Raw genomic sequence first — 14,904 nt, 5'->3', positions numbered from 1 at the left:
GCAGGAGAAGCTGGTAAAGGATTTGCAGTAGTTGCAGATGAAGTAAGAAATCTAGCAGCAAAATCAGCAGAAGCAGCGAAGAATACATCTACATTAATTGAAAATTCAATAGAAGCAGTAGGAAATGGAACAAAAATTGTAGATAACACAGCTCAGTCGCTTCAAAAAATAATAAATACAACAAGCAAAACTACTGCACTAGTTAATGATATAGCAAAAGCATCTGAAGATGAGGCCAATTCAATTGCTCAAGTTACAGTAGGTGTAGATCAAATTTCTGAAGTTGTACAAACAAATTCAGCAACATCAGAAGAAAGTGCAGCAGCAAGTGAAGAATTAAGTGGACAAGCTCAAATGCTAAAATCACTTATAGATAAGTTTGTTTTAAGAGATTCAAATAAAAATATAGATTTTAATAAAAACGAAGTAAATTATTTTGCTACGAATGATTAAAAATTTAAAAGTTTAATTAATAAAGGAGACAGAGTATGAGCGGAATGGATTCTTTAAATGAATTTTATGTTCATGAAAATATGCAATTACTAGAACAATTAGAAGAAATTCTACTTGTTGGGCAATCTGATACAGGAAAATTAGGAAAAGAAGAAATTGAAGAAATTTTCCGTGCAATGCATACTATTAAAGGGTCTTCAGCTATGATGGGATATGATAGTTTAACTAAGCTTACACATAGCATAGAAGATGTTTTTGATGAAATACGAAATGGAAGAGAACTTTCTAACAATAAGTGGGAAGAACTAGTTGATGTAGTTTTAGTAAGTATAGATTTTTTAAAGGAAGAAATATTAAATGTTCAGGATGGATTGCTTCCAGAAGCCAGTATAGATGAACTACTTGAAAGAGTAGGAGGGTTATTAAAAGAAGAGTCTGAAAGCGAAGAAAAAGATATAGAACAAAGCAGTGAGTTAGAAGAAAAAATTGAGATAAAAATGCCTAAGGATGGAGAAAAACAATTTTATGCTAAAGTTTCATTTGAAAATGGCTGCGGGATGGAGGGAATTAGAGCTCTAGGAGTACTTGCTATGATAGAAAGTAAGTGTTCATTTATAAAAACAATTCCCGAAAACTTAGAAGTTGAATGTGATAATGAAATAATAAATGATGGATTTAGAATATATTTAAGTACACAAGAAGAAAAAGAGTCAATAGAACAATGCATAAAAGAAACTATGTTCTTAGAAAGTTTAGAAATACAAGAAGTTACAGATGCAACTGAATTAGAAAGTGTATTTAATATAAGTTCTTCAAATAAAGAAAAAATTGAAGAAGAAATAGCTGCAACAGTAGAAGAAGAAACTATTGTTCCTGAAGCTAAAATAGAGGAAATAAAGGAAGCGATAGTTGTTGAAGAAGATATTCAACATATTGAAGAAGAAAGTAAAGCTAATAAAGAAGAAAAAAATGAAAAAGCAAATGATGAAAATAAGGCAACAAAAAAGGATTCAAAACAAGAGGAAAATCAACATCACACACATAGTAAGAATAACTACTTAAGTGTGAATATAAGTAAAATTGATATGCTGATGAACTTAGTAGGAGAGATTGTAACAACAGAATCTATGGTAGAAAAACAATCTCAGCTAGAGAATTTCAATCGTGATAATTTTGAAAAGCAAGCTAGAAGATTACATCAGTTAACAACTGAATTACAAGATGTAGTAATGTCTATGAGAATGGTTCCTATATCTTCAACTTTTACAAAAATGCAAAGAGTTGTAAGAGATATGAGCAGAAAAACTGGTAAATCAGTAGAGTTAAAATTAGTGGGAGATCAAACTGAAGTTGATAAAAATATTCTTGAGAACATATCTGACCCATTAATGCACATGATTAGAAATAGTATGGACCATGGAATAGAAACTCCAGAGGAACGTCAACAAACTTCAAAACCAGAGAAAGCAACTATACTATTAGAAGCTAAAAACACTGGCGGAGATGTAGTTATAATAATAAAAGATGACGGTAGAGGATTAAATAAAGAAGCAATTGTTAAAAAGGCTATAGAAAAAGGAATTACAAGTAAAAGTATAGATGAAATAAGTGACAAAGAAGCTTATAACTTTATACTAGCACCTGGATTCTCTACAAAGGAAGCTGTAAGTGAGTACTCTGGTAGAGGAGTTGGAATGGATGTTGTATATACTAACATAAGACAACTAAGAGGTTCGATAGCTATTGATAGTGAAAAAGGACAAGGTACTAATATAGTAATTAGAATTCCTTTAACTTTAGCAATTGTTGATGGAATGAAAGTTAGAGTAGGTAATGAAATATATATAATACCATCACTTAACATAAAAGAAGTATTTAGACAAGGTGCTTATGAGATAGTTAAAAATCCAAATGGAGAAGAACACAGTATAATAAGAGGAAACTGCTATGAGATTAGAAGACTATCAAACATATTAGGAATAGATACTCAAAAAAATGACAATGGAATTATGATTTTAGTTGAATCTGAAATAGGTAATGTTTGTATCATTGTTGATGGAATTATTGGGCAGCAACAAGTGGTAATAAAACCTATACCAGAATTATTAACACAATTTGAAAAAATTCAATCATATATGTCTGGATGTTCTATATTAGAAGATGGATCTATTAGCTTGATAATTGATGCAAATGCAATTATAAGCGAGTAATAAAAAAATCAAACTAAAGTTAGAAGACATCGTAAATACTCAGAAGGAGAGACGTTATATGGAAGTAAATAAAAAAATAAAAGTTCTAATAATTGATGATTCTAGTATATTTCGTCGTGTCATAGCTAAGTATCTTCAAGAATTTTCAGAATTAGAGATTGTAGGAACAGCTAAAGACCCTTATGAAGCTAGAGATAAAATAATTGAACTAAGACCAGATGTATTGACATTAGACATTGAGATGCCAGGTATGAGTGGTATTGAGTTTTTAAAAATTTTAATGGAACAATGCCCAATACCAACTATTGTTATAAGTGGAGCAGATGATAGATGCTTTGAGGCAATAAATGCAGGAGCAGTTGGATTTGTAGAAAAACCAGACTCAAGAGGAATGAACAATTTTGCAAACGACTTAGCAAGTAAAATAAAAGAGGCATCTGTAGCTAAACTAGTTAAAGATAATTATTCAAGAAATAATTTAAATAAACCTAACACTGTTGCAAATAAAAAAAGTGTGACAAAAAACATAAGAAGTAAATCTAATACAGATATAATTGCTATTGGAGCTTCTATGGGAGGAGTAGAGGCTGTTGGAAAACTGTTAAAACAGTTACCAGCTGGCTTACCAGGAATAGTAATAACTCAACATATGCCACCTGTATTTACTCAAAGATATGCAGAGAGGTTAGATAAAGAGTGCGTTATAAATGTATGTGAAGGTAAAGATGGGCAAGAAATTCTAAGTGGACATGCATATATAGCTCCTGGAGCTTTACAAATGGGAGTTGAAAAAAGAAATAATAAATATGTATTAGAAATTAAAGAGGGTGAAAAAGTCACTGGACACTGCCCTTCAGTAGATTATTTATTTCAATCAGTAGCAAAAGCTTCGAAAAAAAATACTATAGGTATTATTTTAACGGGAATGGGATCCGATGGAGCTAAAGGACTACTTGATATAAAGAATGCAGGTGGATATACATTAGGGCAAAATAGGCATTCATGTGTTGTTTATGGAATGCCTATGGCAGCAAAAAATATTGGAGCAGTTTTGAAAGAAACTTCTTTAGATATGATACCAAATGCAATATTAAATCAATTAAAAAGATCAGAATCTACAATAAGAGATAAAGAGTAGATAGAAAGTAGGTATATATGAACTTTGAATGTGATAAATTAAATGTATTTCGAGAAATTAGTAATATAGGATCAGGAAATGCATCTACTTCATTAGGTATGATGTTAAATGAGATTGTAGATATAGGAATACCAAAGAGTGATTTAATCAGTTTTTCTGATATAACTAATAGTTATGATTCTCCAGAAGAGTTAGTTGTAGGAACTGTTTTACAATTATCAGGAGACATGGAAGGTTTTATACTGGTTATAATGAAACTTGATTCTGCTATTAATTTACTATCAAAAGTAACTGGAACTAACTTAGAATTTGATAAAGAAGATTATGATTTAGTACGTAAAGAATTAAGTTCAATAGGAGAAATTTGCAACATATTATGTGGGACATACTTAACAGCAATATCAGATATGACTAGTTTAAGTATTGATCCTTCTATTCCATATTTCAGTGTAGATATGGTCAGAGCAATTATGAATCTACCTATATCATTATATGGGCCAGTTTCAGATTCAATATTATGTATAGAGACTGATTTCTTTACGACAGATAACAATATAGAAGGTAAATATTATTTTATTCCTAAAGTTGAGTCATGTGAAAAATTACTATCCTCACTAGGTTTTGCTTGTTAGGAGAACAGTTAATGAAAATTATAACAGTAGGAATAGCAGAATCTAACATTGTAAGAGCACCAGAAAAGATAATGACTGTTGGACTTGGGTCATGTTGTGGCGTAGTTTTGTATGATGAAATAAATAAGATTGCAGGATTAGTACATATTTTGCTTCCAGATTCAAAGGTTGATAAAAAAATGGATAACAAATCGAAGTATGCAGATAGTGGAATTTATTTATTATATGAACAAATGATAAAATCTGGAGCTAACCAAAGACTTATAAGAGCTAAGTTAGCTGGTGGTGCACATATGTTTAATTTTAAAAACTCTAGTAGTAGTATTTTTACTATTGGAGAAAAAAATGTAAAATCATGCAAAGAGACGTTAGCTAAGTTGAATATTTCTATTGTTTCTGAAGATGTATTAGGTTCTTGTGGAAGGACTATTGTCTTTGATACTCTTACAAATAAGCTAACTATTAAGAGTGTTGGAAAACGCGAAAAAGTTATTTAAAAGGAGGGTGTATTATTTGTGAATGCAAATGATGAAATAATAGAAGGTAAAATTGATGATTTATACATGGTGTTTATTATAAACGGTCAAAAATATGCACTATCATCAAATTACATTATAGAAATTATTGAGGTATTACCAATAACAAAGGTTCCTTTTCTTCCTGAATATATGAAGGGTATTATAAATTTAAGAAGTAATATTATACCTGTTATGGATGCTAGAATGAGATTTGATATAGAACCTATAGACTATAATGAAAGAACGTGTATAATTATAATAGAGAATGGTATGGAAAAAATTGGACTGATTGTTGACGCAGTAAATGAAGTTATTACTATTTTACCTAATCAAATTATGAAAATGAACTCAAGTAAAGAAGACTACAAACAAAACTTTATAAAAGGTGTTAGTGAAATTAATGATGATGTTCAAATGATATTAGACTGCGATTCTTTAGTGAAAATTATAGAGGATGTTAACGATGGAACTAACTAATCAAGATTTTTTACGACTAAAAAATTATATGTATAATAACTATGGAATAAACTTAGAAAACAAAAGAACATTAATAGAAACTAGATTATTATTAATGGTAAAAAAATTAGGATTTACGGATTTTAAAGGTTACATAGATAATCTAATGAAAGACAGCACAGGAGAACAAGCATCAACACTTGTAGAGAAGCTTACTACAAATTTTACATATTTTATGAGAGAAGAGCAACATTATGATTTTTTAAAAAATGAAATACTAATGCCTAGCTTAAAAAGACCTCATGCTGGTGGAATTAAAATTTGGTCAGCCGCATCATCTACAGGAGAAGAGCCTTATTGTATTGCGATGTTAGTATCATCTATACTTGGAAAAAGTTCAAAATTTAAAGTTAGTATAACTGCATCAGATATTTCTGATAATGTATTAAAACAAGCAAAGGCTGGAATTTATTCAGAAGATAAAATATCAAAATTGCCAGTTGTATGGAAAAAGAGTTTTTTTAAAAAAGTAAGTGAAAAAAACTATGTGATTGATGATAATGTAAAAGAGTTAATTGATTTTAAATACTTTAATTTAAATAATAGTTTAGGTTGGGAAAAATGCAAATACGATGTTATTTTTTGTAGAAATGTAATGATATATTTTGATACACCTACAAAGCAAAGATTAATAAAGAGGTTGTATGACTCACTTAAACCTGGAGGGTATTTGATTATAGGTATGTCAGAAAATTTATCTAACCTGCAAACCGATTTTCAAAGAGTTAAACCATCAGTGTATAGAAAAATATAAGATAAAAAAAGATAATAATTGACATAAATGGAGGAAGAAATTATGAAAAGAGTATTAATAGTTGATGATGCAGCATTTATGCGTATGTCTATACGTACGATGCTTCAAAATTATGATTTTGAAATAGTAGGAGAAGCAGAAAATGGAGTAATGGCCATTGAAAAATATCAAGAATTACAACCAGACATAGTAACATTAGATATAACTATGCCAGAAATGGATGGGTTACAAGCACTAAGAGAAATTAAAAAAATTGATCCAGCAGCTTCTGTAGTAATGGTTTCGGCATTAGGACAAGAAGCTAGAATGAAAGAAGCTATAATATATGGAGCAAAAGGATTTATAGTAAAGCCATTTAAAGAGGAAATCATAGTATCAGCTTTATCTAAGTTATAAAATTAAAGTATAAGAGGTTATTTTATATTATCCAAAGATTTATTTATATAGTCTTAAAGTATGAAAAACTGTATATGACCTTTTAAAGCAATGAAATTTATAGAGGAGATAAAGATATATTATGAGCCAAGGAATTGTTGTATATGACTTTAAAAAGCCGCAAAGATATTCTACAGGAAATATGAGATTCTTATCTATAATAGAAGAAGAATTTTGCAAGAATATAAATTTATTTGTAGCTTATGAATTAAAAAGACCTAATATAGTGTGTAAATTAGAAAAAATAGAACAAACAAACTACGAAGAGTTTATGAATATGATTTCTAATGACTCAGTAATTATTGAACATTCAATACAGCCACTAATTCAAGGTCTTATATATCAAATTGATAAGAGTGTTGCGCTTACATTTGTAGATTTAATACTTGGAGGAGATGGAGTATTCAGTGATTACAATAGAGAGTTAACAGAAGTAGACCGAGAGTTAATATCTTATATAGGTAGTAAGTTTTTAACTAAAATGCATATATTTGAAGGTTGTGATCATAGAGAAGTTTCTAATGTTTACACAAATGTAGGTTCTAGTAAAAAATATCCAGTTAGTGAGTCGGTATTAATATCTCACATGAGAATGATGGATGGAAATAAAGAAGTAGGTAGAATGTCTTTCTGCAACCCATACAGTTGTATGGAACCGGTATTAGAGCAATTAGAGCCAAAAAGACTTTTTAAAAGTAAAAATATTGAATATGACTTTGAATTCACAAATGCTATTTATAATAAAATTTGTGGAACAAGTGCAGAAATGATTGCAGTATTAGGTAGAACTGAAATAAGTGTAGAAGAGTTATTAGACTTAAAGCTTGGAGATGTTATAACTCTAGATACTAAAATAGATGGAGATATAGACCTTAATGTAGGAGGCGCAAGATCTTTTAAATGCAAACCAGGGCTTATTAAAAATAAGCGTGGTGTTATTATAACAGATAGTGTAAAAAAGGAAGTGTAATCATATGAGTGAAAATTTTGATAGAGTATTAGATATAGAACTTAAAGTAAGTGCGGTACTTGGTAGAACGAAAATAGCATTAAAAGATATATTTGAGTTATCAAAAGGATCTTTAATTGAGCTAGATACATTTGAAGGGCAAGAAGTTGAAATCAATGTAAATGGTAGAAAAATTGGTTATGGACAAGTTGTAATTGTAGATGAAAATTTCGGAGTTAGAATAACGCGCATATTAGGTGAAGAAGAGCTAGTAAAGACTATAGGATAATATAAAAGGCAGATAATAATTTATCTGCCTTTTTATTTTAGTTATTTTGTTGTGTATTATTGTCTGCGTTATTATTTTGGTTTTCAACTGGATTTGTATTTGAATTATTATTTAAATCTACATTTTCATTGTTGTTAACTTCATTAGAATTAGATTCATTAGATTGCTTAGGGCTTTCATTTGGAGAACTTGTTTCAGTTGTATTATTGTTATTATTTTCTGAGTTGTTAGAATCTCCATTGAATAATCCTGTAAACCAATGCCATACCTTACCAAAGAATCCTTCAACTTGTTCACTAGAAGGTAAATTTATAGCATCTTTGTTAGTAGCATCTATGTGTGCATTTTCACCAAGTAAACTATCATTTGTATTTTCTAATATACCTAGATTTTCATCTTTAGAACCTGTTAATCCAGCAAACCAATCTCCGATTCCAGTAAACCATCCTTTAACGGTATCTAATATACCTGAATTATTTACACTTTCGCCTAGATCTTTTAAATTTTCATTTACAGTATCTGATACGCTATTTAAAGCATCTTTCATTTTACCGTAGTCATAATCTTGCTTAGAAATTTTAAGCATTAAATCTTCTAATTGTTTTTGTTGTTCAGGTGATAATGTTACATTATAGTTATTAGTAATATTATTTATTGTATCTGCGATTTGAACTGTATCGCTAGTATTATTCTTAATAACTTGTGTTTTTACATCATTAACTATTCCTGTAGCTTTATCTTGACCGATATCTTGGCCTAAGTCTCCAGTTACAACTAGTTCTTCTGTAGCTATTTCTTTCTTATTTTCATCTAGAGGCTTACCAGTAGCATCCTCATAGGCCTTCATTACACCAGTAAGGGCTCCTGTTCCACTTACAGGGAAATTAGCCGCTATTACACAGTTAGCATCAGTTATACCTAAACTAGCAAGTGTACTAGCTATCATAGCTGAAGTAACCCACGTAATATTTGCTGTTTTTACGTTTATTCCACTTCCCGCCTTAGTAGGTTCAACATAAGCACAAGAATAAGTTTTAGTTCCTATTTGGGCCTCAGGGGCTATACCTTGTAAATACTTTCTTTCTTCTTGGTTATTTACTTCAAGTACAACTGCATCATTTTGGTTTACACCGAAGTATTTTAGCATAGTTTGTTTTTGCTCAGCACTTAAGTTAGCTCCTAAAGTAACAACTCTTGAAGAATCTGCGAATACTAAACTAAAACTTCCTAATATAACAGTACAACATATAATAATTGACGTAACTCTCTTTTTTAAACTCATAATTAATCTCCTTTAAAATAATTTAAACAGATACTAATATAATAAAGCATTTTGTAAATTTTGACGATTACAAAATTATAACATTTTTAGAGTTCTTACTCAAATATTATATATGCATCTAATGAATGATTAATTAATAAAATAAAAAACATATATCTTTTATAAAACAAAAAAGAAGATTAATATACTTATATTTATAGGATAAATAGTTAATCTCTCCATTGATTTAGAGCTATTAATTACTCTCTTTTTTTAGGTATTTATAAAGGTAGCATTTTAATTAAGATATAAAAATTGAATATAATACAAACTTCGACATTGATTTTAAATAAAATAATATATTATAATAATTGCCAGTTGAACTTGATAATAAAAAAGGAGATAAGTAGATGTTTAATATTTTGATAATTGAAGATGACGATACAATTGCTTTCGGAGTTAAATCATTTTTATCTAAAAGCAACTATAACGTTATTAATGGTGAAAATATAGAAAGAGGAAAAGAACTTTTTAAACCAGATATAGATTTAATATTATTAGACTTAAATCTGCCTGATGGATCAGGATTTGAGTTTTGTCGTTATGTAAAAGAAATTAAAGATATCCCTATTATTTTTCTCACTATCAATGATGAAGACAGCAATATGATAAAAGGATTAGATATGGGGGGAGATGACTATATTACAAAACCCTTTAAATTAAGCGTTTTACAATCTCGTATTAGTGCTGTGTTGCGTAGAACAGTAAAGCAGCAAATCCAAGAAGATATTTTATGTTGCAAAAACATTAAAGTAATAAAATCTCAATCAAGAGTGTATAAAAACAACCAAGAGGTAGAATTAACAGTTGGTGAGTATAATTTATTATTACAATTATTAGAAAATAAAAATCGAACTTTAACAAGATCTGCATTGCTGGGAAAGTTATGGGATGTTAATGGAGAATTTGTAAATAACAACACATTATCAGTAGCAATAAAGCGTCTTAGAGAGAAGTTAGAAGATACATCTTTTATTAAAACTGTAAGAGGGGTAGGTTATAGGTTGGAGGATTAAATTTTATATGAATAAAAAAGGTATGAGGATATGGTTAGCTACAAGCTTTATATATATAACAATTTTTTGTGTTATATGTTGTGCTTTTATTTACAAGCAATCAGAGAACATGTTTTATGAAAAAGCGGCACAACTTATAGAAGTTGGAGCTAATACTAATGCGGATATTGAACAAGACTTAGTATCAGCACTAAAAAATAAAAATGAAACAGATATAAATAATGGGAAGAAAATATTAAATCAATATGGTTATATAGAAAGTTCAAACTTTATTTTCAACACTAACCAAGGATTTAGCAATGTACTAAATGTGATTTTAATACTAATTGTAGCAATATTTTCTTATTTTGTAGTATCTCTAGTAGTTTCAAATATTATAAAAGGTAAGCGCATAGATAGTTTGGCCAAATATCTTTATGATATAAACCAAGGCGATTATACAATGCAGATTAAAAGCAAAGAAGATGAATTTTCAATACTAGAAGATGAATTATATAAAACTGTTATGACGCTTAGAGAAAGCCGAGAAAAAGAAAGAGTAGAAAAAGAAAATCTATGCAATAACCTTGCAGATATCTCCCACCAACTTAAAACTCCGATTACGTCTATGTCATTGATGATTGAATTATTAGAATCTAGCAATATTGAAGGGGATGAAGCTTTATATATTGGAAGTATCTCAGCACAGATAGAGCGTCTAAATTATTTAGTATCATCATTATTAATACTTTCAAAAATAGATGCAGATTCAATTCAATTAGAATATAAACCTATTAATGTCTATGAATTGATATGTGTAGCTGTTGAACCTTTGCGTTTAATGATAGGAAAAAAGAATCAACAACTTTTTATTAAAGATAATAGTGATATGTGTTTTAATGGTGATTTTCATTGGACAAGCGAAGCAATTCTTAATATAGTCAAAAATTGCTACGAACATACACCATATTGTGGAGTAATCTCTATAGATTATAAACAAGATCCTTTATGCACGCAAATAATAATTGAAGATAATGGTAAAGGATTTGATAAAAAGGATATTCCCCATTTATTTACTAGATTTTATAAGGGTGCTAATTCATCTAAAAATAGTGTAGGAATTGGGCTCGCTCTTTCAATGTCTATAATTAAGAAACAAAACGGTGAAATCACTGCTTTAAATAAGGAAACAGGAGGAGCAAAATTTATAATAAAGTTTTATAGAAATTAATTAACTCTGTCACTAAGATGTAAGATAGAAAAAGTAAAATAAAGTTAATCAAAGAATAGCAGAGTAAAATCATAAACTCTTTGAAAATATGGACTAATAAATAAAGGAGAGAATATTTTGGAAATACTAAGAACTGAAAACCTTACAAAATCATATGGAATGGGAGATATGAAGGTCACTGCACTTAATAATTTAAATTTGAGCATAACTAAAGGACAATTTGTTTCAATAATTGGAGCAAGTGGGTCAGGTAAATCTACACTATTACATATGTTAGGGGGAGTGGATAAACCTACAAGTGGAAAAATATATATTGAGGACACTGATATTTCATCAATGAATGAAACAGAACTAGCTTTATTTCGTCGAAGAAAAGTAGGGCTAATATATCAGTTTTTTAATCTTATACCGACATTAAATGTTGAGAAAAATATATTATTACCAATGCTTTTAGATGGCAGAAGGCCAAAAAAAGAAGAGTTTGATAAGATTGTAAAAATGCTTGGTTTAAGTGAAAGGCTTAATCATCTACCAAACCAGCTTTCAGGAGGTCAGCAGCAAAGAGTGGCTATAGCTCGTTCATTAATTTATAGACCATCTATTATCTTAGCAGATGAACCTACTGGAAACCTTGATAGAAAAAACTCTGAAAGTATTCTTGAGATGTTAAAAGTTTCAAATAAAGAGTACAATCAAACTATTTTAATAATTACTCATGACGAAAAAATTGCATTATCAGCAGATAGGATGATTAGAATTGATGATGGTGAAATTGTGTCAGACGAGGTGATTAAGTGATGAATATAATGAATGAATATACATACAACCATTTGAAAAAAAATAAGCGACATACAATTTCTATAATAGTTGCTATTACAATTGCTTCAGCACTTTTATGTTCACTATGTATATTTGTACATACTTTATGGGAATCAAAAGTAAGCTCAACAATTGAAAATGGGGGATATTGGCATGGTGAATTATTTGAATCTATATCAGGTGATAAATTAAAGTATGTAACAGAAAATCCAGAGGTTGAAACTACTATGATTAAAGGACAGTGGATTACTGCTAAGCTTTCTGATGCAAAACGCCCGTATCTATTAATGAGAGATGCAGATGCAAATTTTTGGTCTGATATGAGTTTAAAAAATACACTTACAAAAGGTAGACTTCCTCAAAAGTCAGGAGAAATTGTTGTATCTAAATTATTTTTCTTGGATAATCCTTCGCACAAAATTGGTGATAAGTTGACTATTCCTGTAGGTAATCGTATGTTAGGTGAAAAAATAATTAAAACCCAAGATAATAAACGATTAGGCGAGACTTTCAAAGAAATAGAAACTAAGGATTATACTATAGTTGGAGAAATTGATGTTTCTGGGAGTTCAGCATATCCTGGTTATATTGCTATGGGATATTTGAATCATTCACAGATAAAACCTAAAGATGAACTTACGGTTTATATGAGATTTGAGAAACCTCGTAAAACTTATGATATATTACCTAAAATAGCTAAATCTACAGGATTAAAACAAGATGAATATGGAAAATATAATGTTCTTTATAATACATCTTTGTTAAGTTTATATGGAATTAACGATAAAAATAATACAAATGTTGAAGTTATAGTAATACTAGCAACTGTAATAATAATGACTTTGTTAATTATGGGGGCATTTATTCTTATTATCTACAATGCGTTTTCTTTATCTGCAAGTAGTCGGATTAAACAATTAGGAATACTAAAAAGCTTAGGAGCAACTCCAAAACAAATTAAGCATTCTGTAATTTATGAAGGGTTTGTACTATGGCTTGTTCAATTACCAGTAGGGATTTTGATAGGATATCTATTTAGTCATATAGTTGTTTTTAAAGTTAATGAAATTCTTAGTGCTACAGAAGATTTTAGAAAAATAGATATTTCATTCTCATGGGTAGTAGTAGTTTTTGCTATTATTATTTCGTTGATTACTGTGCTAATATCGGCGTATATTCCAGCAAGAAAAGTAGCAAAAGTATCCGCCATTGTTGGAATACGTCAAAATAATAATAACATAAAATTTAAAAAACAAAAATCTTACCCAATAATTAATAAAATATTTGGAATAGAAGGCGAGTTAGCAAAAGTACAATTTACAGCTAATAAAAGAAGTTTACGAACTGCTGTGTTGTCTATTTCAATGTGTTTCACATTAACAGTGGCATATATTAGCATTATATCTATATTGAATTTAGCTGAGTCTAAGAACGATCAAATGACCAAATATGATATGACGGTTAATCTAAATATTCTTGATGAACCAAGTGATGATATGATAAATAAAATTATTTCGTCACCTAAAGTTAAGGATAGTGTAGTTAGAAGACAAGTACGTACTTCAACTTATGTAACTAAACAACAAGAATCAGGTGTTTTTTCTAAGTCTGGAGGATTTGATGAAGTAAGTTTTAAATATAATGTACTGAAGGAAAATGGAAAATATAGAATTATAACAAATTTGGTTGGATTAAGTGATAAATCATTTAAAAAATATTGTGAAGAAATTGGTATCAATCCTGAAAAATTTTATCAAGGGGATGCAGGTACAGGTATATTATTAGATAGCACATACCATATACCAAATAACTCAAAAGTAACACAAAAAATACCAATATTAAATGTAAAAGAGGGCGATGAGTTAGTATTACATGAAAAAGTAGAAAATGATATGAATACAAATTATAAATTTAATGCTAAAGTAGGAGCTGTTACAGAAGTTTCTCCAAGTGATTTAAAAATGGGTGGATATAGTGTAGCATTTATAGTTCCTATGAAAACTTATCAGCAAACAGTTAGTAAGTTTATGCCAGAACGGATGCTTGAATACAGCGTTATGGGAATTGATTTGTTGGTAGGGGAGAATGCTAGCCCAAGTGTAAAAAAAGAACTAAATAAGATTTGTAGCTCTTATCTTGGATCTGATGATTTTAGCATATGGAGTCTGCTAGAAGAAAAGAATCATTATACACTAGTTCAAAAATCCATATCTATTAGCATTTTTGCTATAGCTTTAATGATTGGTTTGATTGGTATATTTAACGCATTTTCTACCATTTCAAATAATCTAAGATTACGTAAACGAGAATTTTCTGTACTTAGGTCAGTAGGATTAACGCCAAATGGATTAAATAAAATACTGACTCTAGAAGGATTATTTTTTGCTGTAACACCTATTATAGTTAATATACCAATAGTATTATTTATTTGCTGGTTTATGCTAAGATTAACAATAATCACATGGGGAGAGTTTATATCTGCTTTCCCAGCAGGAGTAATTCTAATGTATACAATGATTTTAATTTCATCTATTTTCTTATCGTATTATTTTACTTCAACATGCGTTAAAAAAAGTAATGTAGTAGAAGCAATAAAAAATGAAATAGTATAACATTATACGTAATTTACAAAATTAACATAACT

Annotated in this window: 15 protein-coding genes; 14 read left to right on the top strand and 1 reads right to left on the bottom strand. The window is 29.2% G+C overall.

Annotated features, from left to right (window positions below; genetic code table 11):
- From GFJ41_RS09650 to fliN, 10 genes are all read left to right on the top strand, one after another.
- On the top strand, window positions 1–453 hold a 453-nt coding region (locus GFJ41_RS09650; RefSeq protein ID WP_226890245.1), incomplete at its 5' end, for a methyl-accepting chemotaxis protein.
- A gap of 35 nt (window positions 454–488) precedes the next feature.
- Window positions 489–2,663 (top strand): chemotaxis protein CheA, encoded by a 2,175-nt coding sequence (locus tag GFJ41_RS09645; protein WP_170075207.1) that lies wholly within the window; start codon window positions 489–491, stop codon window positions 2,661–2,663.
- Window positions 2,664–2,721: 58 nt separating this feature from the next.
- Window positions 2,722–3,801, top strand: a complete 1,080-nt coding sequence (locus tag GFJ41_RS09640; RefSeq protein ID WP_035114960.1) for a protein-glutamate methylesterase/protein-glutamine glutaminase — start codon at window positions 2,722–2,724, stop codon at window positions 3,799–3,801.
- 17 nt (window positions 3,802–3,818) lie between these two features.
- Window positions 3,819–4,433: a chemotaxis protein CheC gene (locus GFJ41_RS09635; protein WP_021429539.1), complete on the top strand. Its 615-nt coding sequence runs from the start codon at window positions 3,819–3,821 to the stop codon at window positions 4,431–4,433.
- Between the two features lie 11 nt (window positions 4,434–4,444).
- Window positions 4,445–4,930 carry a chemotaxis protein CheD gene (locus GFJ41_RS09630; RefSeq protein ID WP_021429432.1) on the top strand — a complete coding sequence of 162 codons (486 nt, stop codon included), beginning with the start codon at window positions 4,445–4,447 and terminating at the stop codon, window positions 4,928–4,930.
- 18 nt (window positions 4,931–4,948) lie between these two features.
- Window positions 4,949–5,428, top strand: a complete 480-nt coding sequence (locus tag GFJ41_RS09625; RefSeq protein WP_021429450.1) for a chemotaxis protein CheW — start codon at window positions 4,949–4,951, stop codon at window positions 5,426–5,428.
- Window positions 5,415–6,221, top strand: a complete 807-nt coding sequence (locus GFJ41_RS09620; RefSeq protein ID WP_052169078.1) for a CheR family methyltransferase — start codon at window positions 5,415–5,417, stop codon at window positions 6,219–6,221. Before GFJ41_RS09625 ends, GFJ41_RS09620 begins: the two co-directional genes overlap by 14 nt.
- A gap of 42 nt (window positions 6,222–6,263) precedes the next feature.
- Window positions 6,264–6,617 (top strand): response regulator, encoded by a 354-nt coding sequence (locus GFJ41_RS09615; protein ID WP_021429429.1) that lies wholly within the window; start codon window positions 6,264–6,266, stop codon window positions 6,615–6,617.
- Between the two features lie 121 nt (window positions 6,618–6,738).
- Entirely contained in the window at window positions 6,739–7,626 is an 888-nt protein-coding gene (locus tag GFJ41_RS09610; protein WP_021429527.1) for a flagellar motor switch protein FliM, read from the top strand.
- A gap of 4 nt (window positions 7,627–7,630) precedes the next feature.
- Window positions 7,631–7,894: a flagellar motor switch protein FliN gene (gene fliN, locus GFJ41_RS09605; protein WP_021429427.1), complete on the top strand. Its 264-nt coding sequence runs from the start codon at window positions 7,631–7,633 to the stop codon at window positions 7,892–7,894.
- Between the two features lie 37 nt (window positions 7,895–7,931).
- On the opposite strand, the gene GFJ41_RS09600 is transcribed toward fliN, so the two are convergent.
- Window positions 7,932–9,176, bottom strand: a complete 1,245-nt coding sequence (locus GFJ41_RS09600; protein ID WP_035114955.1) for a DUF1002 domain-containing protein — start codon at window positions 9,174–9,176, stop codon at window positions 7,932–7,934.
- A gap of 389 nt (window positions 9,177–9,565) precedes the next feature.
- Between GFJ41_RS09600 and GFJ41_RS09595 the strand changes: the two genes are divergently transcribed.
- The 4 genes from GFJ41_RS09595 to GFJ41_RS09580 all read left to right on the top strand — a co-directional run bounded on the left by GFJ41_RS09595 (window position 9,566) and on the right by GFJ41_RS09580 (window position 14,872).
- On the top strand, window positions 9,566–10,231 hold the full coding sequence (locus GFJ41_RS09595; protein WP_035114953.1) for a response regulator transcription factor: 666 nt from the start codon (window positions 9,566–9,568) through the stop codon (window positions 10,229–10,231).
- Between the two features lie 7 nt (window positions 10,232–10,238).
- Window positions 10,239–11,441 carry a sensor histidine kinase gene (locus GFJ41_RS09590; protein WP_052169077.1) on the top strand — a complete coding sequence of 401 codons (1,203 nt, stop codon included), beginning with the start codon at window positions 10,239–10,241 and terminating at the stop codon, window positions 11,439–11,441.
- A gap of 117 nt (window positions 11,442–11,558) precedes the next feature.
- Entirely contained in the window at window positions 11,559–12,239 is a 681-nt protein-coding gene (locus tag GFJ41_RS09585) for an ABC transporter ATP-binding protein (protein ID WP_035114952.1), read from the top strand.
- Window positions 12,239–14,872 (top strand): ABC transporter permease, encoded by a 2,634-nt coding sequence (locus GFJ41_RS09580; RefSeq protein WP_170075206.1) that lies wholly within the window; start codon window positions 12,239–12,241, stop codon window positions 14,870–14,872. The genes GFJ41_RS09585 and GFJ41_RS09580 overlap by 1 nt, the downstream gene beginning before the upstream one ends.
- Window positions 14,873–14,904: the final 32 nt, after the last annotated feature.

Origin of the sequence: Paraclostridium dentum (genome assembly GCF_012922555.1) — a bacterium.
GTDB classification, from domain to species: Bacteria; Bacillota; Clostridia; order Peptostreptococcales; family Peptostreptococcaceae; genus Paraclostridium; species Paraclostridium dentum.
The sequence above is the reverse complement of the archived record's forward strand: the minus strand, read 5'-3'. Positions and strand labels throughout refer to the sequence as shown.

Excerpts from the sequence above, each read along its gene's own strand:
- GFJ41_RS09620 (WP_052169078.1), top strand. The coding sequence starts at position 5,415 with ATGGAACTAACTAATCAAGATTTTTTACGACTAAAAAATTATATGTAT.
- GFJ41_RS09600 (WP_035114955.1), bottom strand. The coding sequence starts at position 9,176 with ATGAGTTTAAAAAAGAGAGTTACGTCAATTATTATATGTTGTACTGTT.
- GFJ41_RS09630 (WP_021429432.1), top strand. The coding sequence starts at position 4,445 with ATGAAAATTATAACAGTAGGAATAGCAGAATCTAACATTGTAAGAGCA.
- GFJ41_RS09610 (WP_021429527.1), top strand. The coding sequence starts at position 6,739 with ATGAGCCAAGGAATTGTTGTATATGACTTTAAAAAGCCGCAAAGATAT.
- GFJ41_RS09645 (WP_170075207.1), top strand. The coding sequence starts at position 489 with ATGAGCGGAATGGATTCTTTAAATGAATTTTATGTTCATGAAAATATG.
- fliN (WP_021429427.1), top strand. The coding sequence starts at position 7,631 with ATGAGTGAAAATTTTGATAGAGTATTAGATATAGAACTTAAAGTAAGT.
- GFJ41_RS09595 (WP_035114953.1), top strand. The coding sequence starts at position 9,566 with ATGTTTAATATTTTGATAATTGAAGATGACGATACAATTGCTTTCGGA.
- GFJ41_RS09635 (WP_021429539.1), top strand. The coding sequence starts at position 3,819 with ATGAACTTTGAATGTGATAAATTAAATGTATTTCGAGAAATTAGTAAT.
- GFJ41_RS09615 (WP_021429429.1), top strand. The coding sequence starts at position 6,264 with ATGAAAAGAGTATTAATAGTTGATGATGCAGCATTTATGCGTATGTCT.
- GFJ41_RS09590 (WP_052169077.1), top strand. The coding sequence starts at position 10,239 with ATGAATAAAAAAGGTATGAGGATATGGTTAGCTACAAGCTTTATATAT.
- GFJ41_RS09580 (WP_170075206.1), top strand. The coding sequence starts at position 12,239 with ATGAATATAATGAATGAATATACATACAACCATTTGAAAAAAAATAAG.
- GFJ41_RS09640 (WP_035114960.1), top strand. The coding sequence starts at position 2,722 with ATGGAAGTAAATAAAAAAATAAAAGTTCTAATAATTGATGATTCTAGT.